This is a genomic window from Roseivirga seohaensis subsp. aquiponti, assembly GCF_001267955.1.
Taxonomy (GTDB): Bacteria; Bacteroidota; Bacteroidia; order Cytophagales; family Cyclobacteriaceae; genus Roseivirga; species Roseivirga seohaensis.
The window spans coordinates 23,957-46,962 of sequence record NZ_JSVA01000018.1; the positions used below are offsets into that span (position 1 = coordinate 23,957).

Here is a 23,006-nt window from a genome sequence, read left to right on the forward strand (position 1 = left end):
CATCTCCTTATTAAGGATTTATAGGTAGAGTTTCTACTTGAAAGAAATCAGCCTGACCTTTCTTAATCTCGTTTCGCTCTAACATCTAACATCTAACATCTAACATCTAACGCTCAAACCTCTTAAACACCGCGCTGGCCATATGTCCGCCAAAGCCAAAAGTGTTGCTCAATGCATATTTTACTTCTCGCTTTTGTGCCGAACCAAGGGTGAGTTCAAATTTACCATCAAATTCAGGATCAACGTTTTTCGTGTTAATCGTTGGAGGAATAATGCCTTCTACAATTGCCATTACACTGGCTATGGCTTCTATAGCGCCTGCCGCACCAAGTAAGTGTCCAGTCATGGATTTCGTAGCTGAAATATTCAAATCAGGGTTCGTTCCGAACAGTCTTTCAATTGCAATCAATTCACTTGGATCACCAATAGGCGTAGAGGTGGCGTGCATGTTGATATAATCAATGTCTTTTGGTTCAATACCTGCATCGTCCAATGCTTCTTGCATTCCTAAGAAAGCACCTTCTCCTTCGGGGTGGGTTCCGGTTAAATGATAGGCATCGGCTGCCATTCCACCGCCTGCTACTTCGGCTATAATGGTTGCGCCTCTGGCGATTGCGTGTTCGTAAGATTCCAAAATTAAAGTACCAGCGCCTTCGCCCATTACAAATCCATCGCGACTTACATCGAACGGACGGCAAGCAGTTGCTGGGTTCTCATTATTGGTAGAAAGTGCACGAGAAGCAGTAAAGCCGCCCAGTCCAGCCGCGGTAATTGGGGCTTCCGATCCACCCGTAATAATCATGTCAGCCTTACCCCATTTAATATAGTTAAAGGCATCAATAATGGCAGTGGTAGAAGAGGCGCAAGCTGAAATGGTGGTGAAATTTACGCCCCTTAATCCGTATTTAATGGAGATAAGCCCCGAAGCAATGTCTGCTATGATTTTGGGAATGAAGAAAGGGGAGAAGCGAGGGGTTTCGTCATTTTTCACATAGTCGATCATCTCTTCCGTAAAGGTTTGAATACCGCCATTTCCTGATCCCCAAATCACCCCAATTCGATTTCTGTTAAGTACATCAAAATCAATTTTGGCATTTTTTATGGCCTCTTCCGTAGCAATTAGTGCGTACTGTGTGAATGGGTCCATACGCCTGGCCTCATTTCGTGGAATGTAATCTTCCACATTAAAGTCTTTCAATTCGCAGGCAAAGTGACTTTTAAATTTCGTGGTATCGAACCTCGTGATTGGTGCACCACCGCTTTTTCCAGCTTTTAGGTTTGCCCAATACGTTTCTAAGTTATTTCCAATTGGGGTCAAAGCCCCCATTCCTGTAATTACTACTCTTTTCATGTTGTTATTTTTAATTGGTGATTTACCAATGATTTCAAGTTTTCAATAATGTTAAAAAACGATGCTGGATCATTTGCGGTTTTTGCTATCAGAATACCACCTTCAATGGTAGCAATGTAAAAATTGGCAAAATTGGCGGCATCAACTTCAGGCTTGATTTCGCCTGAATTTTGCCCCTCTTTGATTACACTGGTAATTTCGGACTGCCAATTCAGTAGTATGGTTTTGGCCTTTTCCTTAAAGAAGGGATAGAAGTCATCTGCCTCTACCGCTACATTCATTAAGGGGCAGCCACCATTGTTGGCCACAGTTTCAAAGTTCTGATGATAGAAATTGAGTAAACCAATGAGTTTGCCGATGCTCGAAGGGTTGGCAGCCCACGTTATTTGTAAACCCTTCTGCAAGAACTTTACATTGTGATTGAAACAAGCTTCTGCCAAATTTTCCTTATTTCCAAAGTTACCATAAATGGCACCTTTGGTTAATCCAGTGGCGCTGGTAATGTCTGACAAAGCTGTGCTCTGGTAACCCTTTTTGTTGAAAATGGGAGCTACCGTTTCTATGATTCTCTTCTTTGTTCTTTCAGATTTAGCAAAAGTCACATGTAAAAATATACCAATCGGTATATTTTCGCAACAAGCCAGAGTTTTAATTTCAAGGTGGTAATAATTTTATTTCTATGGTTTGAATTTACTGGTTGGAATATTGTAATTGAACTGGTCAAAAAAACACTCCTATGAAACTTAGAATCATCATTGCCTTTTCTTTGCTCCTCATTACTCAGTTGAGCTTTTCTCAAGAAAAGAAGTGGGTAAACCCTATTATTAAAAACTACGGAAGAATTTTAGAGTTGGAAAAGGTGGATGTTGAGCCAGATCCAAATATGGAATATAAAATTCTGATTGAGTTGGTGCATAAACTAGATAAGCCTGAAAGTGCGGCTTTTGCTGCAACAAATGTGGCACGTCTGATTAACCTGCACGGTGTAGGAGGAGTGAAGCCTGAAAATCTTAAAGTTGCAGTAGTGATTCACGCGGGTGCCACGAGTTCTGTTTTGAATGCTGACGCCTACAAAACAAAATATGAAGTGGAAAGCCCCTATGCTCCTTTGTACAAAGAACTAATGGAAGCTGGTGTTGAAGTGATTGTTTGTGGTCAGTCGTATTCCATGTATGGAAATAAGGTGGAGGACTTAATGCCTGGCGTGAAAATTGGAACTTCTGCTCTCACCACTATAAGTACCTATCAACTTAAAGGCTATGCTTTTTTTAAGTGGGAATAATCCTTTCCCGAAAGATTGATTGATTTATTCTTTGAAATTGTGTCTATTGGGTTCGATTGTAAATAACCCTGAATAGCATGACAAACTTGAATAAATACCTCTTTGCTTTTGCCGCTTTGTTAATCGTTAACATCGGTTTTTCTCAAGAAAAGATTAACCCAATTATTAAAGGATACGGAGGAATCATTGATGCGCCTTTTGCTGTCGAAAAGCCTGACCCTAAGCTTGAGTACAAAATAGTTATTGATATTGCTACTGGCGATGCTGATCCCAAAGCTGTAATGTATTCTTTAGAGAATGTAGCCCGACTTTTGAACTTGCATGCCATGGGAGGAGTACCTGCCAAAAACATGAAGGTGGTGTTGGCCATTCATGGGCAAGCTATATGGTCTACATTAGATAATGACACTTACAGGGCAAAATACGGAGTAGATAATCCGCATATTCCGCTTTTCAAAGAATTAGAAGGAGCAGGAGTGAAGCTATTTGCTTGTTCTCAATCCATTTTAGGCCGCGATATTGATCACACAAAACTTGCGCCTGGTATTAAAGTGGCTACTTCAATGTTAAGCACGCTTACCACCTATCAGTTGAAAGGCTATGCGGCTTTGAAGTTTTAGGGCATATTAGAATCGATTAATCACTTTCACACCTACTCCCTGAAATTCATTCATTTTGGGAAGTAGGTTTGTGGCTTCTTCTAAAGAAATCAATTCGCCAATCAGCTTTTCGGGTTGAAGTTTTCCTGATTTAATCATTTCCATCATTTCAGGATAAGCATGGGCTTGCATACCATGGCTGCCAATTACTTCTAGTTCATTAGCCACTACCAAATGCATTGGGATTTCAGGCAGGTAGTCGTTGCCAGCCATTAGGCCTACTTGAATATGCTTACCTCTTTTTCTGAGGTTGGCAATGGAATTAAAGCAGGTGGTTTTGCTTCCGAGTGCATCTACCGAAACATGTACACCGCCTTTTGAAATTTCTTTAACCGCCTCAACCACATTTTCTTTTGCGCCATTTATGGTGTAGTGCGCACCAATCGTTTTAGCAAAAGTCAATTTGCTGTCATCAATGTCTATAGCAATTACTTGAGCACCCAAGGCTTCGGTAATCATAATGGCAGAAAGCCCAACACCACCGCAACCATGCACTGCGACCCAATTTCCTCCAGTTGTTTTGGCTTGATGGGCTACCGCTCTAAAGGAAGTAATAAACCTGCAACCCAAACTGGCTGCGGTTTCAAAACTGATTTCATCGGGCAAATGCACCAAATTAGTGTCTGCATAATGAATGCCTACATATTCAGCAAAACTTCCCCAATGGGTAAAGCCGGGCTGAAACTGATGGTCACACACTTGCTGATTGCCAGAATTACATTGCTCGCATTTGCCACATCCACTCACAAAAGGAACGGTTACCCGATCTCCAATCTTGAATTTGCTAATGCCTGCGCCTAGCTCTACTACAGTTCCAGCCAATTCATGCCCTGGTATATGGGGTAATTCAATATCCGTATCGTGTCCCATCCAGCCATGCCAATCACTTCGGCACAAACCAGTGGCGCCAACTTTTAGTATTACTCCTCCTTTAACAGCTTTTGGGTCTGCTACGGTTTCTATTGAAATCGGGCTTTGAAACTTGGTGTAGAGTGCTGCTTTCATGAGGAAAATAGTTCTGTTTTACTCTCCCAAATTAGGTAAATCATGGGAATCTCTTCCGTCTATAATCAGCGACTGGTCTTTTTATTTTATGATGCTTTTGTGCTTACTTTGTTGAACACTAACGGAAGCAATATGTACAACGGATTATTACACGCGCACTCGGGTTTAAGGTGGATCGTTCTGATCTTATTATTAGCCGCTATTTTTAATGCCTTTTCTAAAAAGAAATCGGGCGTATGGACAGCCAAAGACAAGAAGCTTTCAGTGTTTGCTATGGTTTTTACCCACATTCAGTTCTTAATAGGCTTGGTGTTGTATTTTAAGAGCCCAAAAGTAAATTTTATGGAAGGCTTTATGAAAGATGATGTACTTCGATTTTTCGCTGTTGAGCATATATCTATGATGATAATAGCTATTGCTCTCATCACCATTGGCCATAGTAAGTCTAAAAAAGCTGTAACTGACGCTAAGAAATTTGGAGCTATTGCTACTTTCTACCTTATCGGACTCATTCTGATTTTGGCATCTATTCCTTGGCCATTCAGAAATTTAGGAGGCAGCTGGTTCTAAGAGCGCATTAAAAGAGAATTATTTGAAGCAGAAGCAGCCCTTCTGCTTTTTTATTGCCCTTTACTGTTCAAAATCAATTGTCTATAAAAGCGAATGGCATTCTCGTAATCTTCTACTGGAATGCGCTCGTCAATACCATGGAATGTGCTGATGTTGTCTTCATTAATATGGTAGGGCACAAAGCGATAGATGTTTGGGCTGATGGCGCTAAAGTGTCTAGAGTCTGTGGCAGCAATCACCAAGTTGGGTGCAGTTAATACACCATCGAAAATTTCTTTTATAGACTGATTAATTGCATTGTAACCACTGGTTTCTACTGGAGAAACTGGGGATGGCTCTGAATTGAAACCGAAGAATTTGGTTTTGACTCGTGAATCGTCAATAGTTTGATTTACATGGTTTAGCACGTCTTCGGAAGTTTCTCCCGGAATAATTCTGAAGTTGATCAATGCCCTGGCTTGTGTTGGAATGATGTTCTCTTTAATCCCTGCATTAAAAATCGTTGGGGCTGTGGTGGTTCTGATCAAGGCATTCCCCGCTCCGCCTGCGCTTTCATAAGTGCTTAAAACCAGTGGTTTGAAGATAGAAAGGTTGGCGAAGGCCATTCTGTTTACAAAACCCATTTCAGGCCCAATCTGGTTGATAAAGCCTTGCATTGGTTCTGAAATCGTTCCTTTGGATGGATTGCTTTTCACCTTAGCTACTGCTTTGGCTAATACATCAATGGCTGTCTCAGGGTCGGGGCGAGATGAATGACCGCCTTCCATATCAACCGTAAGTTCAATGGTAGTAGAACCCTTTTCAGCTACGCCAATAAAGGCCACATCAGAATCTACGCCCGGTACAAGCTTTTGGGTGATGGCATATCCTTCATCCAAAACATATTCGGCATGAATTCCCTCGTGTTCGAGATATCGGGCAATGGCTACAGCACCTTTTTCTCCACCGACTTCTTCATCGTGACCAAAAGCCAAATAAATAGTTCTTTCAGGTTGGACACCTTCAGAAAGAAGCATTTCTACAGCTTCTAAAATACCGATTACCGAAAACTTATCGTCAATAGTGCCACGTCCCCAAATCACTCCATCTTTCACAATTCCACCAAAAGGGTCGACCGACCACTTTTCAGGCGAAGCAATAGGCACCACATCAATATGGCCCATCAAAACGATAGGCTTAAGCGTTAGGTCTTTTCCCCTCCAGCTAAATAAATGGCTGTATTGGTTAAAGGTTTTGTGTTCTAAAATAGAATCAATTAGAGGATAACTGATTTTAAGAAATTCATTGAATGCCTCGAAAGCGGTGGAATCAAAATTGGCTGGGTCTTCGTGAGAAATGGTTTTTATTCTCAAAGCCTCTGTAAGTCTTTGAATAGAAGAATCAGGAATGTCGATTTTTGTAACTGGCTCAACTTCTAATTGTTTCGAGCTAAAAGTAAAGGTTTTGAAAAGCACATAGGTCACAAAGATGAGGAGGAGTACTAGTATTGCTTTGAGGAATTTCTTCATGTTTAAATGAGATTGAGCCTAAATATAAAAATTGCTGGCTTTATTCTTCGGGTTCGATGTGAATTAGCACATCGGCTATTTCGGGCATTTCGTTTTGAATTGCATTTTTTACATCATGGGCTATGTCATGTCCTTTTTTAACTGAGATTTCACCTTTAACTGTAAGGTGTAAATCTACGTGGAATGACATACCTGTTTTTCTAACAAAGCATTTTTCTGTGCCCTGAACCCCAGAAACGGTTTCGGCTACTTTTCTGATGTCGATAATTAAATCATCATAAACATGCTCATCCATAATTTCGCCAAGGGCGGGGCGAAAAATCAGAAATGCATTGTAGACGATAAAACCAGAAGCGAGCAGGGCAGCCCAATCGTCTGCCGTTTCATAACCTTCACCCATATAAATCGCTATGGAAATTCCGATAAAGGCCAATAGGGAAGTGATGGCATCGCTTCTGTGATGCCAAGCATCGGCTTTTAAAGAAGTGCTTTTAGTTTTGTCGCTCTTCTTAGAAACAAACCGATAGAAAACCTCTTTTAGAATGACGATGGAGGCTAGAACGACTAGCGTAAATTTTTCTGGAACTTTGTGTGGCGTGCGGATATGCTGGATGCTTTCATAAGCAATTACGGTGGCTGAAATCACTAAAATTCCAACCACAATAAAAGTAATGAGAGGCTCCGCTTTCCCATGACCGTAAGGATGATTCTCATCCGCAGGTCGGGTAGAGTATCTTAACCCGAAAAGAACTAGTAATGAAGCAAATACATCAGTGGTGGACTCGATGGCATCGGCAATAAGGGCATAAGAATTACCGAATACGCCTGTAATTCCTTTTGCAATGGCCAAAAATGCATTGGCAATCGCGCTGAAAATAGCGGTATTGATGGCTGTTCGTCTATTCGATTCCATGATTCATTAATCATCATGAGTTTTGGAGGATGTAGAAATCAATCGGTTGATTTCAGCCATTTCCTTTGGAGTAATGTCGCGCCAAGTACCAACAGGCATATCTAATATCACATTCATGATGCGCACCCTTTTTAACTGTCGCACTTCATAATCTAAGTACTCGCACATTCTGCGTATTTGACGATTGAGCCCTTGCGTCAACACGATCCGAAACTTGAGTTTGCCGATTTGTTCTACTTCGCATTTACGAGTAACCGTATCTAAAATAGGTACACCATTGCTCATTTTTGAAATAAAGTCTCGCGTGATGGGCTTGTTCACCGTAACGATGTACTCTTTTTCATGATTATTTCTAGCACGTAAGATTTTGTTCACAATGTCTCCATCATTGGTAAGGAAGATGAGGCCTTCACTGGGTTTGTCTAATCGACCAATCGGGAAAATTCGTTTAGGGTAGTTGATGAAATCAATGATATTGTCTTTTTCCACTTTTACGTCCGTGGTGCAAACAATCCCTACAGGCTTATTAAAAGCAATGTAAACAGGCTTATCCTTTGATTCGACCACAGGTTTCCCGTCTACAGCAACATTATCTTCTTTTGTGACTTTAGTGCCCATTTCGGGTACTGAGCCATTGATGGTTACCCGCCCTTCTTCAATCAGTTTATCGGCTGCTCTGCGCGAACAGTAGCCAATTTCACTTAGGTATTTATTGATTCTAACAGGCTGGTCAGTAGTCATTCGTTAATTATTGAGTGCTGATGTCTCTGGGTTGAAATTCAACCGTGCAGTATTTTGACGCAAATTACAGAATTCTATTGGCAGAGACGCATAAAAAATGCCGCCTCTGCAAAAGCAAAAGACGGCATTTTTATATTTTCAATTCCTGATTTACTTCTTTAATAAATCTCTGATTTCTGTTAAGAGCACTTCTTCCTTAGAAGGTGCAGGAGGAGCCGCAGGGGCTTCTGCTTCTTTCTTCTCCATTCTTTCTTTCAAATGGTTGTATGATTTCACTACCATAAAAATAGCAAAAGCTACTATTACAAAAGTAATGATGGTGTTAATGAACACTCCGTAAGCAATAGCCACCTCGGCAGTAGCATCACCAGCACCAGCAGCGGTTTCTGCAACGGCTTCTTGTAAAACCAACTTCATTTCTGAAAAGTCAACACCACCAAGCAAGATGCCGATAGGAGGCATAAGAATATCATTTACAAATGACTTGACGATGGCGCCAAAATAAGTGGCCATAATTAAACCCACGGCTATTTCTAGTACATTTCCACGGATAAGGAATTTCTTAAATTCTTTCATGTTTAGCTGTTTTGTTTAGTGATTAAGGATGATACAAAAAACGATTTATCCTTCAGTTTGCTTAAGGTCATAAAAGCAACCAGCGGGGTAATCGTGAAATAAGATAATAATTTTTGAAATCGTAAAACCCAGTTGGAAGGAGAAATGCACGAAATACATCAGCGCATTTATCCAAGATGCTCAGTGTACAGGTTATATCAATACTGGAATGAGGGACTCTAAGAGTAGACCTCTTAGGGGCTGCAATATAAGAAGATTCGGCTTTGCTTTCTGTTATATGTGAATCGATTCCATTAAATTCGACCAAACAAACGTTCGTTATGGGATTGACCACTGCACAAAAAGACATATTAGATAAGGCGGTAGAAGCCTTACATACTCGTGGGTTTCACTCACAATACCCTGAGCATCCAGCACCAGCCATTTATGGTGAAACAGCAGATGCTGATGGAAAGGAGGCTTTCAAAGCCTTAAGAAAAAAGAATTTTGAAGAACTAAAGCAAGAAGGAGCTACTTCATGGATAGGTGAGGAGCATTCTCCTTATTTTGACGCACCAGTAGGCCCTAAGTATCCAGCCTTCAGTACCGAAGAATTAATAAACCGTGCCGAAAAGGCTTTCCATTCTTGGAGAAAAGTGAGCTTGGATGATAGAGCGGCTGTGTTGATTGATGCACTTGATCGTTTCTCTAAGCGCTTCTTCGAGAATGCCTACGCGACTATGCACACTACAGGGCAAGGTTATATGATGGCTTTTCAGGCTTCTGGCCCACACGCTGCCGACCGCGCATTAGAGGCCGTTGCTGCTGGATATGATGAATTGAGTCGTTTTCCTTCTAAAACCACTTGGGACAAACCAATGGGTAAATACAATTTGGTGGTGAACAAAGAGTGGAGGGCAGTGCCAAAAGGTATTGGCTTGGTGATTGGTTGCTCAACCTTCCCTACTTGGAATTCGGTCCCCGGTGTTTTTGCCGATTTAATTACGGGTAACTCTGTATTGGTGAAGCCACACCCAGGTGCTATTTTACCAATGGCCATTGTGGTAGCTGAAATTAGAAATGCACTGAGAGATGCTGGCTTCGATGCCGATGCCTGTCAACTAGCGGTTGACGTGCCGAGCGCACCAATCACTAAAGAATTGGCTGAACACCCTAAGGTGAAATTAGTAGACTTTACGGGGAACTCGGAGTTTGGTAGCTATTTAGAAAAACTTCCGAAAGCAGTGTTTACGGAGAAAACGGGTGTGAACTCGATTATTTTGGATTCGGTAGTCGATATCGATAAAGTGATTCAGAACATTACCTTCTCGGTATGTTTGTATTCGGGCCAAATGTGTACCGCACCTCAAAACTTCTTTATTCCAGAAGGCGGAGTGAAAACACCAGATGGAGTGCTATCATTCGATGAGGTGGCTCAAAAATTCGCTGACTTCACCAACGGTTTAATCGATAATCCTAAGGCTGGACCATTTGTATTGGGAGCCATTCAAAACCCAAATACAGGCGAACGAGCTAAAAACGCAGCCAAAGAGTTGGGTGGAAAGGTTTGGTTAGAAACCAGAACCATTGAAAATCCGATTTTCGCAACTACGAGAACGCAAACTCCAGTGGTGATCGAACTAAGTTCTGCGGATAAGGACAAATTCGCAACTGAGCTTTTTGGGCCAATTGCATTGCTGATTAAGACAAAAAATACGGAAGAGTCTGTGGCTTTGGCTAGAGAATTGGCAGAAGAACATGGTGCTATTTCTTGTGGTGCTTACACTACAGATGAGGCCATGAAAGAGCATATTGCTGATCAAATGTCGTTGGCAGCTACTCCAGTTTCCTTCAATTTGACTGGCGGTCTTTTCGTGAATCAGAATGCAGCATTCTCTGATTACCATGTGACAGGAGGAAACCCAGCAGGTAATGCTTCATTTACTAACCCGGGTTATGTAAATGGAAGATTTACTTGGGTTGGAATGAGAGAGTTGGCTTAAAAGGCGCGAGTTTAACCTATAATATTAAAACCACCTTCGGGTGGTTTTTTTATGTTGAAATGGTTTTACTTATTGATACTGATTTCAACCCATCCTTGCCTTTCCATGGCTAGAAAAGTATTGCCTGATTGTTTGATTTTATCGAAAGCTACAGGTACACGGTCGCGGCCTTTAATATCGACAACTCCGTATTTACCATTTCGGCTTACTATAAAGTTAATATTGTCGCTGGTAGAAATGGAATCAAATTGAGGTGTTCGAACCAAGGCGCCTTCATGGTTTGCTAAACCGAATTGATTGTTTTTCTCAAGCAGAATAAAGCCTTGTTTTCTTATCAACTGATCATAAATAGCATCTAACACAAAGGTTCCATTAAGGTTGATTAGCCCATATAAATCATTGGTTTTCACTAGCGAAAGCCCATTGCTAAAAGATTCCACAGATTGAAGAGTGGGTTGAATTGTGATTTGGTCTTCTGTATTAATAAAGCCCCATTTACCGTTGATCATGATGGCGCAAAGGCCTTGCGAAAACTCCTTGGCTTGTTGGTATCGGTTGGCGATGGTCAATAAGCCTTGTTCCGAAACAAAACCCCATTCATTTTCCATCATTACCGAAATAAGGCCTTCACTATAAGCCCTAACCTGCTGTGTTTTTGAATCTAATTTAAAGGTTTGAGTAGTTGAGATTTGTAGCAGCTCAAACTTGTTTTTCGATTTCAGCACTAAAAAATCCGGTGCTATTTGGTATACCGAATCATATGCGTTTGGACTGAGCTGATTTGCATTGAAATCATAGATTTTATAGCCATCATTTGTCCGCTCCGAAAAAGCTTTTTGATATGGAATAATAGGATAAATACTTCGGAAAATCTGTTGCTCGAATAAATCATAAACACCATGCTCTGTTCCTTGTTCGTAGAAGATTCGATTATCAATAATTTGGATGCTGTCCTTGTATGGGGTTATTAACCAATTGCCATTGGGCTTAATGATGCCCTGATTTCCTAAATATTCAGCAATGGCCATCCCATTTTCAAAATCATTAATCTTATCAAAAATAAATGGTGTTTGCTCGTAGCCTTCATGGTCGAGTAAGCCGTATTTCCCATTTTTAAGTGCTATAAAGGAACCGTCTTTTCTTTGGGTAATTTCCTCATAAAATTGAATTCCAATTCGTTTTCCACTGAGGTCATTGGGAATCCAATTTTGGGCATCTTTTCTTTTTGATTGGGCAAGAATTACAGACTTATAAAACTGGATTGAATCGAATTGATAAGGAAGAATGTTTCTTCCCTCAGAGTTGATCACACCTTTAAAACCATCTTTTTTAACGGCCAATAGATTTGAGTGTGTATGTGTAATTTGCATTTCCTGCACATAATGCTCAAAGGAATTCTCATTTGTAATGTTAACTATTCCAATATTTCCATTGGTCTGAATACCCATCAAGTTCTTGTCGATGTACCAAACTTCATCATGCGCAAGAGTTTTTGGATTCGATTCAAGCGTAAATACAGTCCATTTGTTAAATGGGAGCACCTCTGCCTTGCCATTTCTTAAGTTTAAGGATTTGTATTCAGGAGGAATTATTAAGGTTCCTTTTCTGTCAATCAGGCCTTCTTTGTTATAATATTTTACTCTGAAGGTGTTTTCATTGTACCGAAGAATTAACTCGTAAAGAAAACCGGAAAGAGGTTTGCCTTGTAAATTGTATAGTGCATAAAGTCCTTGGTTGTTCTGAACAGAAAGCGTTTCACTATCAATTCGTTCTATGTGATTGTACTCTAAAGGAAGTAAAACGTTTCCGCTCTTATTGAGTACACCAAACTGATTATCCTTTCCTGTTTTTTTTGCAACAATAAGGGCATCGCCCACGGGGTCAATCCATTGATATTCAGAAGGAACGATGATATTGCCTTTCGAGTTAATAGTGCCGTAGTCATTGAGTATAGAGAAGCGACTTCGTTCACCAATAATAAAAGTGTTATCGGTAAAAGGGTAAAGTTCAGAAAAGAGGTGGCGTGTAATTTTTGATCCATCAACATTGGCCAAGGCCCAGCGCTCATTTTGCTTGAGTCCAATAAGACCACCTGATGCTTCAAGTTTGCCTTTTGACCAACCAATATCATCATATATGGCTTTAATTACTACTTGATTGGTGGTGCTATTTCGGAGTCCAACCTTCCCATTTTCAGAGAATTTCTCATAGGAATCATTGCCCAATATAGGGTGAATGAAATGTAAGGTTAAGATGAGATAGATTAAAATGCGCAATTCTCAATATCAAAACGCAAGCTTAATAAAATTTGATGCGAATTAGAAGGAGGCTGAATGACTTTCGGCTCGATTATTTTTCTTTCGGAGTGTTTTCCAGATCGAAAAGCTCATTAAGTACATCAATTAAAGATTCAGCATCACCTCGTTTACATGCTGCTTTTAATTGCAATACGGGAAGTTTAATGATCTTTTGAGTGATACTCTTAGAGAAACGCTCAGCAAATTCTTGTACTTCGGGTGAAGCGTTTTTCAAATGCCTGGTTATCTCATCTTGACGGATTTGCTCCAGCGCATTCTTGAGTTTATGAATGGTGGGTGAAACAACCATCTCTTTCGACCAGTCATTGAATTCAGCTATGGCCTCTTCAATAATGGCTTCTACTAAAGGGATAGAAGCTTTCCTTTTTTCAACAGCAGCCGAAGCTTTGTCGTTGATTTCGTCAATATTGAACAAAGTAACGCCACTCAGTTTTCCAACTTCAGGGCTAATACTTCTAGGAATAGAAAGATCAACGAAGAATTTGAAACCATTATTTATTCCCCCTACCAATTCTTTGTTAATGATTGGGGTACTGTGGGCTACAGAAGAGATAATCAAGTCGTATTCTGCAACAGCTTCTTTCAGTTCAGAAAAAGGAATTACAGCTTGGTTGCACTCTAATGCTAAGGCTTGCGCTTTTTCAGTTGTTCTATTGCAGATAGCTACCTTAAGATCGGTTTCAGAAAGGTGTCTACAAACGTCTGCTCCAATTTCTCCAATACCTAAAATAAGTACCTTAGGTTCTATAATAGTAGATGCTAAATTCTGAACAAGTTCGGCAGCAGCGTAAGAAACGCTTGCAGCGCCATCTCTGAATGAAGTTTCTTGAACTACTCTTTTGCTGCTAAAGAAAATGGTATGCATTAAGCGGTGTAAAAAAGGCCCTGCCAATTGCGCATCTGCTGCCCACTGATAAGCTCTTTTTACTTGATTTGAAATTTGGAGGTCACCCACTACTTGGGCTTCGAGGCCTAATGATACTCTGAAGAGGTGATTAACGGCTTCTTCACTTTCAAATGAATTGAAATAATTTATATAAGCATCTGCATTTAAAATCCCTTTTTTGATGGCAATCAATTTAATGATTTCAATATCTAGGTTTTGTTCTGCAGAATAATAAACCTCCGTACGGTTGCAGGTAGAAAGAATTAGGGCTTCTGTTAAAGACAGAACCTCTGAAATTTCACTTAGAATGGATTTGATTGTGAGCTCATCAATGGAAATGATTTCCCTGATTTCAACTGGTGCCTTTTTGTAAGACAAACTTATCGCTCTGAATTTACCCTGCATTATTGCTTACGCCTTTCCTCTAAATTCTTCTGTGCAAAAATAGCCTCTAACTATGTGTAAAAAAAGTGATCAAAATCATGTATTCTTATTTAGAATCAGTTTAAACAACTCTGTTGCTTCTTGCTGCTTATTTAATGATTTCGATTCAATTAAATATAATTGATCTTAAAGTAAGAATATATTATATTAAATCACAATTTTATAAATAGAGCCAATCCATTATGAATATTAAACGCCTAGTGAGAAACTACTTTGGGTTTTCTAAAACTCAAACCAATGGTTTTATGGTTCTGACTCCGTTAATGTTTGTTTTACTTTTTGTTCCAGGTATTTACCGTAACGTAACTGAAATTGAATACAATGAGTTCGATTCTGATAAAAGACAATTAGACAGTTTGGTTGGTTTATGGAGAAATAATATGAAGCCTAGCTTGGAGAAAAAAGTATTGCCAGACGTCAATATTCGGCTTACTTTCTTTGAACCCAATACAGCAACTCAAGAAGAGTTGATGGGAGTAGGCTTAGATCAACGTTTGGCAAGTAGAATTTATAATTACAGAACCGCGGGTGGGAGTTTCAAGGTCAAGTCAGATTTGAAGCGCATTTATGGATTTCCCGATAGTCTTTATCAAGTATTAGAAAAATATATACAGTTGCCAGACGAACTGCCTCAGCCTAAAGTAAAAGTTGCACAACCTAGCGAAAAACCTGTTAAAAGAGAGCGTAAACTGTACAGTGTGGAAAAGGAAAGTGCTTTGGAACTTGAGAGTTTCATTTTAGATATTAATAAGGCTGATTCCTTGGAACTACAAAAACTGAGAGGGATTGGACCTGCTTATTCAAGTAGAATAGTGAAGTTTCGTCAATTGTTAGGAGGTTTTAGTAGTATTGATCAAGTCAAGGAAGTTTTTGGTATTACTGACTCATTGTACCAAAGCATTGCTCCACAACTTAGGGTGGATGAGGCTTACCAACCTGTTCAAATCAATATCAACACAGCAACTTTTAAAGAGATAAACGCACATCCATACATCAGCTATGAACAGACCAAAGAAATAATGAATACCAAAAGTAAGTACGGGAAATTTAGGTCTGCCGAGGATTTGAAACGTTTAAGCCTCTTCGATTCGATTCAAATCGTTAAATTGATTCCATATCTTCAATTTCAATGATCAAAATTTTAAGTGCTGAACAAATTCGCAGATGGGATTTGTATACAATTAAAAACGAACCTATTTCTTCATTTGATTTGATGGAGCGGGCTTCGGAGGCTTTCGTAAAACTGTTATTAACTAAAATTAATCATAAGCTTAATGTCGATGTAGTGTGTGGCCCTGGGAATAATGGGGGAGATGGGTTTGCTATTGCGAGATTGCTTATTGAAAAAGGATGGAAAGTGAATTGTCACTTGATTGATTTTGGAGTGAAGCTTTCGGAAGATTGCCGAAAGAGCTATCGAAAATACTTAGATATCTGTCAGGTAAACATTGTCAAACAATATAAGGAATTAGACCTCAGCGGAGAACTCATTATTGATGCTGTATTTGGTTCTGGTTTGAGCAGGCCTGCAACAGGTCTTGCGGGAGAAGTTATACAATTGATAAATCAGAGCAGTGCAAAAACTGTTTCTGTCGATATGCCCTCAGGTCTTTTTGCAGATAAAGTGAATTTAACGGGGAGGATTGTAGAGGCCGACTGGACCATCACTTTTCAAGTTCCGAAACTTTCATTTCTAATTCCTGAATCTGGTTTTTATGTTGGAGAATGGTCGGTAGTTGATATTGGTTTAGATCTAAATTTTTTAAAAACAGAAAGTTCTGATTACTCAATTTTTGAAAAGAGCGACATCGATCGCTCCCTTTTTATTAGGAAAAAGTATGACCATAAAGGCAAATACGGCCGAGTATTGATGGTAGCTGGTAGTTTAGGTAAAATAGGTGCGGCTTATTTGTCGTCCAAAGCTGCTCTTAAATCCGGCACGGGACTTCTTACCGTACATATTCCTAAAGTGGGTTATGGGCCAATACAGACATCTTTACCTGAAGCTATGGTTTCTATAGATTCAGAAAAGGAATTTATTTCTCAGGTAGATAATGTTGACGCCTTCGATGCCATTGGAATTGGGCCGGGGCTGGGGACTAACCCAAAGACAGGGAAAATACTTAAGTCGCTATTCACATCTTTTAACAAGCCTATGGCAATAGATGCGGATGCTTTAAACCTAATTGCATTAGATAAAGAGTTGATTGATTTAGTACCCAAGGGTTCTGTACTTACGCCCCACATAGGAGAGTTCAATCGGTTATTTGGAGAATGCGATAACGGATTGGAGCGAATTGAGAAAGTGAAGTCGATAGCAATTGAAAAGCAATTGGTAATAGTATTGAAAGGAGCACATACTGTAATTGCTACACCAGACGGTAAAGTTCATTTTAATTCCACAGGGAATTCTGGAATGGCTACTGCTGGATGTGGAGACGTGTTGACAGGAATCATCAGCGCATTCATAGCACGAGGAGGTGATACTTCGACTTCTGCAAAAGTCGGGGTTTGTATACATGGGTGGGCTGGCGATTTAGCTGAAAAAACAGTAGGGAAAACCGCATTGATGGCATCAGATTTGCTATCTGCATTACCAAAAGTTTTTAGCAACGTAGAGAGTAGTGATTTTATTTGAAAAAACTGTAACTTTAACTAAACCTTTAGCGTGACTTTGGGGTCTTTATAGACGATGAATCTTTTAAACCGAAACATATCAATCTCAAAAACATTAATGATTCTGTCATTAATGCTGTTTTCGGTAATGGCCAATGCTCAAAATGAGACTTTAGCCAATTTAAAGATGAACAATGACCCAAAGGTTAAAGTAGAAGTTTTCCCCAATCCAACATCTGATTTTCTGACAATCGACTTATCGAAGTTAGATTTGAAACAACCAAAAATTGAAATCAGAAATATTATTGGTAGCAAAATGGAAATGACTTCTGAAGATCTTGGTGATAAGAAGCATCGTGTTGATGTTACTACCTACCCAAGAGGTTATTATCTAGTATTGGTAAAAGACGATCAGTCTAAATTTCAGCAAACGATTCGTTTTTCCAAGAAATAGATTTTATTAAAGAAATTGCTATAGAAAGTCTATGGCGTAAAAAAAAAGGTTTGAACTTGATTAATTCAAACCTTTTTTCGTTTCAAGGATGGTTCTATTAGAACTCTGCATTTCCTGGTGTTCTTGGGAAAGGAATTACGTCTCTAATATTGGCCATGCCTGTAACAAATATAATCAGCCTTTCAAAACCTAATCCGAAGCCGCTATGAGGTGCAGAACCATATCTTCGGGTATCTAAATACCACTCCATTTCATGAGTAGGCACTCCCATTTCGTTCATTCTGCTAACAAGCTTGTCAAGCCTTTCTTCACGTTGAGAACCACCAACTATTTCGCCAATTCCAGGGAAAAGGATATCCATTGCGCCCACTGTTTTTTCATCATCATTCATTCTCATATAGAACGACTTGATGTCTTTTGGGTAGTTGGTTAGAATTACTGGTTTTTTGAAATGCTTCTCTACCAAATAGCGTTCATGTTCCGACTGAAGGTCGGTGCCCCAGCCTTCAATTAAGTATTGGAATTTCTTTTTCTTGTTGGGGTTGCAGTTTCTGAGTATATCAATGGCTTCAGTATATGTAATTCTTTCAAAGTCGTTTTCTGCCACAAACCTCAGTTTTTCGGTGAGCGTCATTTCGCTCTTTTCATTTGCAGGCTTGTTTTTCTCCTCTTCAATTAAGCGTTGTTCAAGAAACGCTAAATCATCGGCACAGTTCTCTAAAGCGTAATTGATTAAGTATTTTAAAAATTCCTCCGCCAAGTCCATGTTGTCTTGAAGGTCATAGAATGCCATTTCTGGTTCTATCATCCAAAATTCAGCAAGGTGTCTTGTTGTGTTTGAATTTTCAGCTCTGAAAGTCGGCCCAAAGGTGTAAATATCGGAAAGTGCTAAAGCGCCCAATTCACCTTCTAGTTGACCCGAAACAGTGAGGTTAGTTTCTTTTTCAAAAAAGTCTTCTTTAAAATTAACTGATCCATCTTCTTTTAAAGGAGGGTTTTTAGCGTCTAAGGTAGTTACACGGAACATTTCGCCTGCTCCTTCTGCATCTGACCCCGTAATAATTGGGGTGTGCATGTAGAAGAATTTCTTTTCGTTAAAGAAGTTATGGACTGCAAAAGCCATAGCATGGCGAATTCTGAACACAGCGCCAAAAGTGTTGGTGCGAGGTCTTAAGTGCGCAATTTCCCTCAAAAATTCCATCGAATGCTTTTTGGGTTGCAATGGGTATTTTTCTGGGTCGGCAGCGCCAAGCACTTGAATTTCTTTCGCGTTGATTTCAAATTTCTGTCCCGCACCTTGAGATTCAACGAGGGTTCCGTTTACAGCAATGCAGGCTCCCGTTGAAACTTGTTTAAGAATTTCTTCCGAAATCAAATTAGGGTCGGCTACAATTTGAAGGTTATTGATTGTGGATCCATCATTGAGCGCAATAAAATTCACATTTTTATTACCTCTTTTGGTTCTTACCCATCCCTTAACAGTTACCTCAATATTGGTTTGACTGCTCTTTAATAACGCTTCAATTTTGATTCTTTTTGTCATAATAAACCCGAGTTGGTTTTTAGTAAAAAAAACGAATGCAAAACAAGTCTTTTTTGAAGTGATTCACAACGTGATTACTAAAAATAAGCATTGAGAACATATTCCGAACAATGTTGTGGAGTGTTCGTAAAACCTACTTGAAATAGTTTTTTGACACATTTGTTAAATTTGCATGATTTTTGTTAAAAAGTCGGCTAATCTAATTTGTTCCTCAATTCTTTATTCTAAATTTGCTTATAACCAATAGGATTTTTCTATCAATGCAAAAACTTAGTCTAAATCAGTCTCTTAGCCAAAAGCTGTCGCCACAGCAAATACAGTTTATTAAGCTGTTGCAAGTGCCAACTGCTGAGTTGGACACCAGGATTGAGGAAGAACTGGAAATCAACCCGGCTTTGGAAGAGGGAAGAGAGGAGCCTGAGGCCCCAACTACAGAAGAGGATTTTGATGAGCCATCTGACGAAATTTCTTCAACTGAAGACCTAAATGTTGAAGATTATTTGGGAGATGATGAGTATGCAGGTTACAAAATGCAAGGTGATGGTAATTACTCTGAAGATGACGACAGAGAAATGCCTGTAGCTATGCAAAGCTCTTTGAATGATCAATTGGAAATGCAATTGGGATTTTTGGGTCTTGATGAACGCCAAACTTTAGTCGCTAAACAACTTATTGGAAGTATTGAAGGCGATGGGTATATCAGAAGAGAGTTAGATGCAATTGTAAATGACTTGGCCTTTGCTCAAAATATAGAGACAGACGTTGATGAGCTGGAGGATTTGCTTCGTGAAATCCAGCAGTTTGATCCGCCAGGCATTGGAGCAAGAAATTTAAAGGAATGCCTTTTAATTCAACTTGAGAGAAGATGGGAAGAAGATGACCCAGATCCAGCAGTAGAAATGGCCAAAGCTATTCTGTCAATTTGTTTTGAGGAGTTTACAAAGAAACATTACGATAAGATTATAAAGAAACTCAATATTGAGGATGAAGTACTAATGAAAGATGCTATTCATCTAATCACTAAACTGAATCCAAAACCAGGAGGTGTTTCTGGTGGAATGGCTAAAACTCAATATTTAATTCCTGATTTTATTCTTACCAATAATGATGGCGTATTTGATTTAACGTTGAATTCACGAAATGCACCTGAGTTAAGAGTGAGTCAGTCGTACTCAGATATGTTTTCAGCTTACGACAAGAGTGATAAGAAAGATAAGAAACTGAAAGAGACAGTTTCTTTTGTAAAACAAAAACTCGATGCAGCCAAATGGTTTATCGATGCCATTAAGCAACGTCAGAATACACTCTTGCGCACTATGGACGCGATGGTGAGGTTTCAGTATGAATTCTTTTTAGAAGGTGATGAAACGAAACTTCGGCCAATGATTTTGAAGGATATTGCGAATGAAATTAATATGGATATTTCCACAGTTTCGCGTGTTGCTAACTCAAAATCGGTTCAAACAGATTTTGGTATCTTTCCATTGAAATACTTTTTCTCGGAAGGTATCTCGACAGTTTCTGGAGAAGATGTGAGTAGCCGAGAAGTGAAAAACATTTTAAGTCAACTGATAGATAATGAAGATAAGAGTAAGCCATTATCAGATGATAAATTAGAGAAATCGCTGAAAGCAAGAGGTTATAATATTGCCAGAAGAACAGTGGCCAAATATCGAGAACAATTGAATATTCCTGTCGCCAGATTAAGAAAAGAACTATAGGGTTGAAGTTACTTGCTCAAATTGTATCTACTGTTTTCCAGCCATTGCTTATGCCATCGCTGGTTTTTTATACTTACCTCTTTCATGTTGACAACAGTTCAAATCTTACTGAAAAAGGCCGTTCTACTGTGCTGCTTTTAATTTTTCTCACTACTTGTGTCATCCCTGTTTTTATTGTTTTGCTCTTTAGGTTTACTAAAGTGATAAAAGATTTACACATGAAAGAAAGGCGTGATCGATACCTGCCTTTTGCCTTCATCTCAGTTTTCTATATTCTGGTTACTTATTTAATGAGTCGTCAGGTTTGGTTTAGTCCAAGTATGGCACTAATCATGATTTCAATGACCACCGTAGTAATAAGCACGAATCTTATTACTTACTTCTGGAAAATAAGTGCGCATGCGGCTGGTGTGGCTGGGTGGTTGGGTTTTATTATAGTGTTTACTAGAATCTATTCCAGCGGTAATACTTTGTTTTGGCCTTTGGTTATCGCGGTTATGTTAACAGGTATCGTGATTTGGTCTAGATTATATTTAAATGCCCATAAGCCCTCTGAATCATTGGCTGGTTTTGTTTTGGGCTTTTTAGTTTGTTTCAGTTCTGTATTATTATTTGTTTAGTATATGTATGAATTTATAAAGTTTGAAAAAGAAGATGGCGTAGCTACGCTTACTTTAAACCGACCAGATGTGTATAATGCCCTAAACGATGAAATAACCTATGAAATCCAAGCGGCTTTAAAAGATGCAAAGAGAGATAAGGAGGTTAGAGTATTAGTATTGACTGGAGAAGGAAAAGCATTTTGCTCAGGACAGGACCTGAAGGCTTCCGCCAAAAATCCGGGTCGTTCGTTTTCAGACTCATTACACAAAAGGTACAACCCAATTATTAAGGCAATTACTGAAATGCCAAAACCAGTGATTTGTAAATTGAATGGGGTAGCGGCTGGAGCAGGTTGTTCTTTTGCATTAGCTTGTGATTTGATTGTGGCTGGTGAAAGCGCAAAACTGATTGAAGTTTTTGTGAATATTGGTTTGGTATTAGATTCGGGCTCTTCTTACTTTTTACCTCGATTGGTGGGAAGTTCGAAAGCTTTTGAATTAGCCACTATGGGTACTAGAATTTCAGCCTCAGAGGCAGAGAAAATGGGGCTTGTATCTAAATGTGTAGCAGATGAAGAACTTGATAATGCAGTGAAAGTTTATACAGATTATTATGCTTCGGCCCCAACAAAGGCGATTGGTTTAATGAAAAAAATGTTGAACAAGTCGCAGAATTCTAGTTTAAAAGAAATGCTCGAGTATGAGGCTTATTGTCAAGATATTGCAGGCGCTACTTATGATTATAAGGAAGGAACTACCGCTTTCTTAGAAAAGAGAAAAGCAGCATTCAAAGGCGAATAAAATTTGGAAATTGAAGGCATAAAAAAAGGGAAGATTTTTCTTCCCTTTTTTTATGCTAAATATCGTTTAAATCTTTAGTTAGAATCCAGTGAGTGAAATACCAAAAGATAAACCTTGAGTATCTACTCCGCCAGCTGGAGCAATATCGAATTTGTCTGAAAGTTCGTAATATCCGAAAAGGCTAAATCCTCCAAATCCTACTCTAGCCTGTACTCCATATCTGAGTTTTTGAAACCCAAGATCCTGACGATCTTTAATCATTCTTTGGTCTGCTGCGTTATCTTCGAACTTCACTTTGGTGAAAGAAGAGTAAAGAACCCCCACTTTTGCACCTAAAGCTACTCTAAAGCCTCTGCTCAAATTGTTTTTGCTTGTGTAGTACCTAAACTCCAATGGTATGTCTAAGTAGTTTAAACCAACCTTCGACTTATCAAAAGTATTTGCTTGAGGATAAACCGTTGCTAAATCTGCTACAGCTACACTTCTTACATTTGAGTTGTTTACACTTGTTCTAAGAGTTTTTCCATTTTCAAGAGTAAATCTTTCCATACCTAAGCCAATACCAGGAGTAAAGGTCAGTCCGTTATCGCCAATCGGTAAGTCGTAATAATAAATTACGTTTACTGTTTTTGAATTGAAACTGCTAAGCTTAACATCTGTTGGAGCGTTTAAAAAGGTATTCAAACCCCAGTCTACAACAAGACTTCCCGGAAGGTCTGGTCTTTGAGCTCTGGCAATTGATCCTAGTGTTAAAACTCCTATAAGTAGTATTCCTAATTTCCTCATGTTTATTGGCTTTTTTGAGCTGGGCAAAGATAGTATTTTTTGAAAGTATTAATAACTAGCTTTTGCAAAGTAGAAGAATTAATTACCTTTGCAGACCAAATTTAACGGGATTTAACGAATCTTGGTTTTGGCCTCGTAGCATAACTGAATAGTGCACTTGATTACGGCTCAAGAGGTTGCAGGTTTGAATCCTGCCGAGGTCACATAAAAGCCCTTTCCATGTAAGTGGAAAGGGCTTTGTTTTTTAG

The 23,006-nt window shown here is 39.3% G+C and carries 21 protein-coding genes and 1 tRNA gene; 11 read left to right on the top strand and 11 right to left on the bottom strand.

The window, feature by feature from the left end; translation table 11 throughout:
- Window positions 1-106: 106 nt before the first annotated feature.
- Together fabF and OB69_RS15130 are read right to left on the bottom strand one after the other, a co-directional pair.
- Window positions 107-1,351 carry a beta-ketoacyl-ACP synthase II gene (gene fabF / locus OB69_RS15125; protein WP_053224592.1) on the bottom strand — a complete coding sequence of 415 codons (1,245 nt, stop codon included), beginning with the start codon at window positions 1,349-1,351 and terminating at the stop codon, window positions 107-109.
- Window positions 1,348-1,953: a TetR/AcrR family transcriptional regulator gene (locus OB69_RS15130; protein WP_053224593.1), complete on the bottom strand. Its 606-nt coding sequence runs from the start codon at window positions 1,951-1,953 to the stop codon at window positions 1,348-1,350. Before OB69_RS15130 ends, fabF begins: the two co-directional genes overlap by 4 nt.
- A gap of 134 nt (window positions 1,954-2,087) precedes the next feature.
- On the opposite strand from OB69_RS15130, the gene OB69_RS15135 reads away from it, so the two are divergent.
- Both OB69_RS15135 and OB69_RS15140 read left to right on the top strand, forming a co-directional pair.
- Window positions 2,088-2,633, top strand: a complete 546-nt coding sequence (locus tag OB69_RS15135) for a DsrE family protein (protein ID WP_053224594.1) — start codon at window positions 2,088-2,090, stop codon at window positions 2,631-2,633.
- 77 nt (window positions 2,634-2,710) lie between these two features.
- On the top strand, window positions 2,711-3,253 hold the full coding sequence (locus OB69_RS15140) for a DsrE family protein (protein ID WP_071426800.1): 543 nt from the start codon (window positions 2,711-2,713) through the stop codon (window positions 3,251-3,253).
- A 6-nt stretch (window positions 3,254-3,259) separates the two neighbouring features.
- Here OB69_RS15140 and OB69_RS15145 read toward each other — a convergent pair whose 3' ends face one another.
- On the bottom strand, window positions 3,260-4,297 hold the full coding sequence (locus OB69_RS15145) for a zinc-dependent alcohol dehydrogenase family protein (protein ID WP_053224595.1): 1,038 nt from the start codon (window positions 4,295-4,297) through the stop codon (window positions 3,260-3,262).
- 42 nt (window positions 4,298-4,339) lie between these two features.
- On the opposite strand from OB69_RS15145, the gene OB69_RS15150 reads away from it, so the two are divergent.
- Entirely contained in the window at window positions 4,340-4,867 is a 528-nt protein-coding gene (locus tag OB69_RS15150) for a cytochrome B (RefSeq protein WP_316931887.1), read from the top strand.
- A gap of 50 nt (window positions 4,868-4,917) precedes the next feature.
- Here the strand turns inward: OB69_RS15150 and OB69_RS15155 are convergent, their stop codons facing one another.
- The 4 genes from OB69_RS15155 to mscL all read right to left on the bottom strand — a co-directional run bounded on the left by OB69_RS15155 (window position 4,918) and on the right by mscL (window position 8,605).
- Window positions 4,918-6,375 (bottom strand): M20 family peptidase, encoded by a 1,458-nt coding sequence (locus OB69_RS15155; protein WP_053224596.1) that lies wholly within the window; start codon window positions 6,373-6,375, stop codon window positions 4,918-4,920.
- A gap of 40 nt (window positions 6,376-6,415) precedes the next feature.
- Entirely contained in the window at window positions 6,416-7,288 is an 873-nt protein-coding gene (locus OB69_RS15160; RefSeq protein ID WP_053224597.1) for a cation diffusion facilitator family transporter, read from the bottom strand.
- A gap of 6 nt (window positions 7,289-7,294) precedes the next feature.
- Window positions 7,295-8,029, bottom strand: coding sequence for a 23S rRNA pseudouridine(2604) synthase RluF (gene rluF, locus OB69_RS15165; RefSeq protein ID WP_053224598.1), 735 nt, complete (start codon window positions 8,027-8,029; stop codon window positions 7,295-7,297).
- 150 nt (window positions 8,030-8,179) lie between these two features.
- A complete protein-coding gene (gene mscL / locus OB69_RS15170; protein ID WP_053224599.1) occupies window positions 8,180-8,605 on the bottom strand; it encodes a large-conductance mechanosensitive channel protein MscL in 426 nt (141 codons plus the stop codon).
- A gap of 320 nt (window positions 8,606-8,925) precedes the next feature.
- On the opposite strand from mscL, the gene paaN reads away from it, so the two are divergent.
- Entirely contained in the window at window positions 8,926-10,587 is a 1,662-nt protein-coding gene (paaN, locus tag OB69_RS15175) for a phenylacetic acid degradation protein PaaN (RefSeq protein WP_053224600.1), read from the top strand.
- Window positions 10,588-10,652: 65 nt separating this feature from the next.
- Here the strand turns inward: paaN and OB69_RS15180 are convergent, their stop codons facing one another.
- Entirely contained in the window at window positions 10,653-12,863 is a 2,211-nt protein-coding gene (locus OB69_RS15180) for a WG repeat-containing protein (protein WP_157608599.1), read from the bottom strand.
- Window positions 12,864-12,936: 73 nt separating this feature from the next.
- Complete coding sequence (gene hemA / locus OB69_RS15185) at window positions 12,937-14,169, bottom strand: glutamyl-tRNA reductase (protein WP_316931888.1); 1,233 nt, start codon at window positions 14,167-14,169, stop codon at window positions 12,937-12,939.
- 248 nt (window positions 14,170-14,417) lie between these two features.
- Here hemA and OB69_RS15190 point away from each other — a divergent pair, with 248 nt between their 5' ends.
- From OB69_RS15190 to OB69_RS15200, 3 genes are all read left to right on the top strand, one after another.
- A complete protein-coding gene (locus OB69_RS15190; RefSeq protein WP_053224603.1) occupies window positions 14,418-15,368 on the top strand; it encodes a ComEA family DNA-binding protein in 951 nt (316 codons plus the stop codon).
- Window positions 15,365-16,873 carry a bifunctional ADP-dependent NAD(P)H-hydrate dehydratase/NAD(P)H-hydrate epimerase gene (locus tag OB69_RS15195; protein WP_053224604.1) on the top strand — a complete coding sequence of 503 codons (1,509 nt, stop codon included), beginning with the start codon at window positions 15,365-15,367 and terminating at the stop codon, window positions 16,871-16,873. Before OB69_RS15190 ends, OB69_RS15195 begins: the two co-directional genes overlap by 4 nt.
- A gap of 96 nt (window positions 16,874-16,969) precedes the next feature.
- Window positions 16,970-17,305: a T9SS type A sorting domain-containing protein gene (locus OB69_RS15200; RefSeq protein WP_053224605.1), complete on the top strand. Its 336-nt coding sequence runs from the start codon at window positions 16,970-16,972 to the stop codon at window positions 17,303-17,305.
- Between the two features lie 97 nt (window positions 17,306-17,402).
- Here OB69_RS15200 and asnS read toward each other — a convergent pair whose 3' ends face one another.
- On the bottom strand, window positions 17,403-18,848 hold the full coding sequence (gene asnS / locus OB69_RS15205) for an asparagine--tRNA ligase (protein ID WP_053224606.1): 1,446 nt from the start codon (window positions 18,846-18,848) through the stop codon (window positions 17,403-17,405).
- A gap of 260 nt (window positions 18,849-19,108) precedes the next feature.
- Here asnS and rpoN point away from each other — a divergent pair, with 260 nt between their 5' ends.
- The 3 genes from rpoN to OB69_RS15220 are packed head-to-tail and all read left to right on the top strand — an operon-like array spanning window position 19,109 to window position 21,972.
- Complete coding sequence (gene rpoN / locus OB69_RS15210) at window positions 19,109-20,569, top strand: RNA polymerase factor sigma-54 (RefSeq protein ID WP_053224607.1); 1,461 nt, start codon at window positions 19,109-19,111, stop codon at window positions 20,567-20,569.
- Window positions 20,570-20,571: 2 nt separating this feature from the next.
- Complete coding sequence (locus OB69_RS15215; RefSeq protein WP_157608600.1) at window positions 20,572-21,189, top strand: phosphatase PAP2 family protein; 618 nt, start codon at window positions 20,572-20,574, stop codon at window positions 21,187-21,189.
- A 3-nt stretch (window positions 21,190-21,192) separates the two neighbouring features.
- On the top strand, window positions 21,193-21,972 hold the full coding sequence (locus OB69_RS15220; protein WP_053224609.1) for an enoyl-CoA hydratase-related protein: 780 nt from the start codon (window positions 21,193-21,195) through the stop codon (window positions 21,970-21,972).
- A 78-nt stretch (window positions 21,973-22,050) separates the two neighbouring features.
- Here the strand turns inward: OB69_RS15220 and OB69_RS15225 are convergent, their stop codons facing one another.
- Entirely contained in the window at window positions 22,051-22,758 is a 708-nt protein-coding gene (locus OB69_RS15225) for an outer membrane beta-barrel protein (protein ID WP_053224610.1), read from the bottom strand.
- 129 nt (window positions 22,759-22,887) lie between these two features.
- Here OB69_RS15225 and OB69_RS15230 point away from each other — a divergent pair.
- A tRNA-Arg gene (locus OB69_RS15230) sits at window positions 22,888-22,961 on the top strand.
- Window positions 22,962-23,006 lie beyond the last annotated feature (45 nt).

Bases quoted from the DNA above. Each gene is read 5' to 3' on its own strand.
- fabF (WP_053224592.1), bottom strand. From the start codon at position 1,351: ATGAAAAGAGTAGTAATTACAGGAATGGGGGCTTTGACCCCAATTGGA.
- OB69_RS15135 (WP_053224594.1), top strand. From the start codon at position 2,088: ATGAAACTTAGAATCATCATTGCCTTTTCTTTGCTCCTCATTACTCAG.
- OB69_RS15140 (WP_071426800.1), top strand. From the start codon at position 2,711: ATGACAAACTTGAATAAATACCTCTTTGCTTTTGCCGCTTTGTTAATC.
- OB69_RS15145 (WP_053224595.1), bottom strand. From the start codon at position 4,297: ATGAAAGCAGCACTCTACACCAAGTTTCAAAGCCCGATTTCAATAGAA.
- OB69_RS15150 (WP_316931887.1), top strand. From the start codon at position 4,340: ATGGGAATCTCTTCCGTCTATAATCAGCGACTGGTCTTTTTATTTTAT.
- OB69_RS15155 (WP_053224596.1), bottom strand. From the start codon at position 6,375: ATGAAGAAATTCCTCAAAGCAATACTAGTACTCCTCCTCATCTTTGTG.
- OB69_RS15160 (WP_053224597.1), bottom strand. From the start codon at position 7,288: ATGGAATCGAATAGACGAACAGCCATCAATACCGCTATTTTCAGCGCG.
- rluF (WP_053224598.1), bottom strand. From the start codon at position 8,029: ATGACTACTGACCAGCCTGTTAGAATCAATAAATACCTAAGTGAAATT.
- mscL (WP_053224599.1), bottom strand. From the start codon at position 8,605: ATGAAAGAATTTAAGAAATTCCTTATCCGTGGAAATGTACTAGAAATA.
- paaN (WP_053224600.1), top strand. From the start codon at position 8,926: ATGGGATTGACCACTGCACAAAAAGACATATTAGATAAGGCGGTAGAA.
- OB69_RS15190 (WP_053224603.1), top strand. From the start codon at position 14,418: ATGAATATTAAACGCCTAGTGAGAAACTACTTTGGGTTTTCTAAAACT.
- OB69_RS15195 (WP_053224604.1), top strand. From the start codon at position 15,365: ATGATCAAAATTTTAAGTGCTGAACAAATTCGCAGATGGGATTTGTAT.
- OB69_RS15200 (WP_053224605.1), top strand. From the start codon at position 16,970: ATGATTCTGTCATTAATGCTGTTTTCGGTAATGGCCAATGCTCAAAAT.
- asnS (WP_053224606.1), bottom strand. From the start codon at position 18,848: ATGACAAAAAGAATCAAAATTGAAGCGTTATTAAAGAGCAGTCAAACC.
- rpoN (WP_053224607.1), top strand. From the start codon at position 19,109: ATGCAAAAACTTAGTCTAAATCAGTCTCTTAGCCAAAAGCTGTCGCCA.
- OB69_RS15220 (WP_053224609.1), top strand. From the start codon at position 21,193: ATGTATGAATTTATAAAGTTTGAAAAAGAAGATGGCGTAGCTACGCTT.
- OB69_RS15225 (WP_053224610.1), bottom strand. From the start codon at position 22,758: ATGAGGAAATTAGGAATACTACTTATAGGAGTTTTAACACTAGGATCA.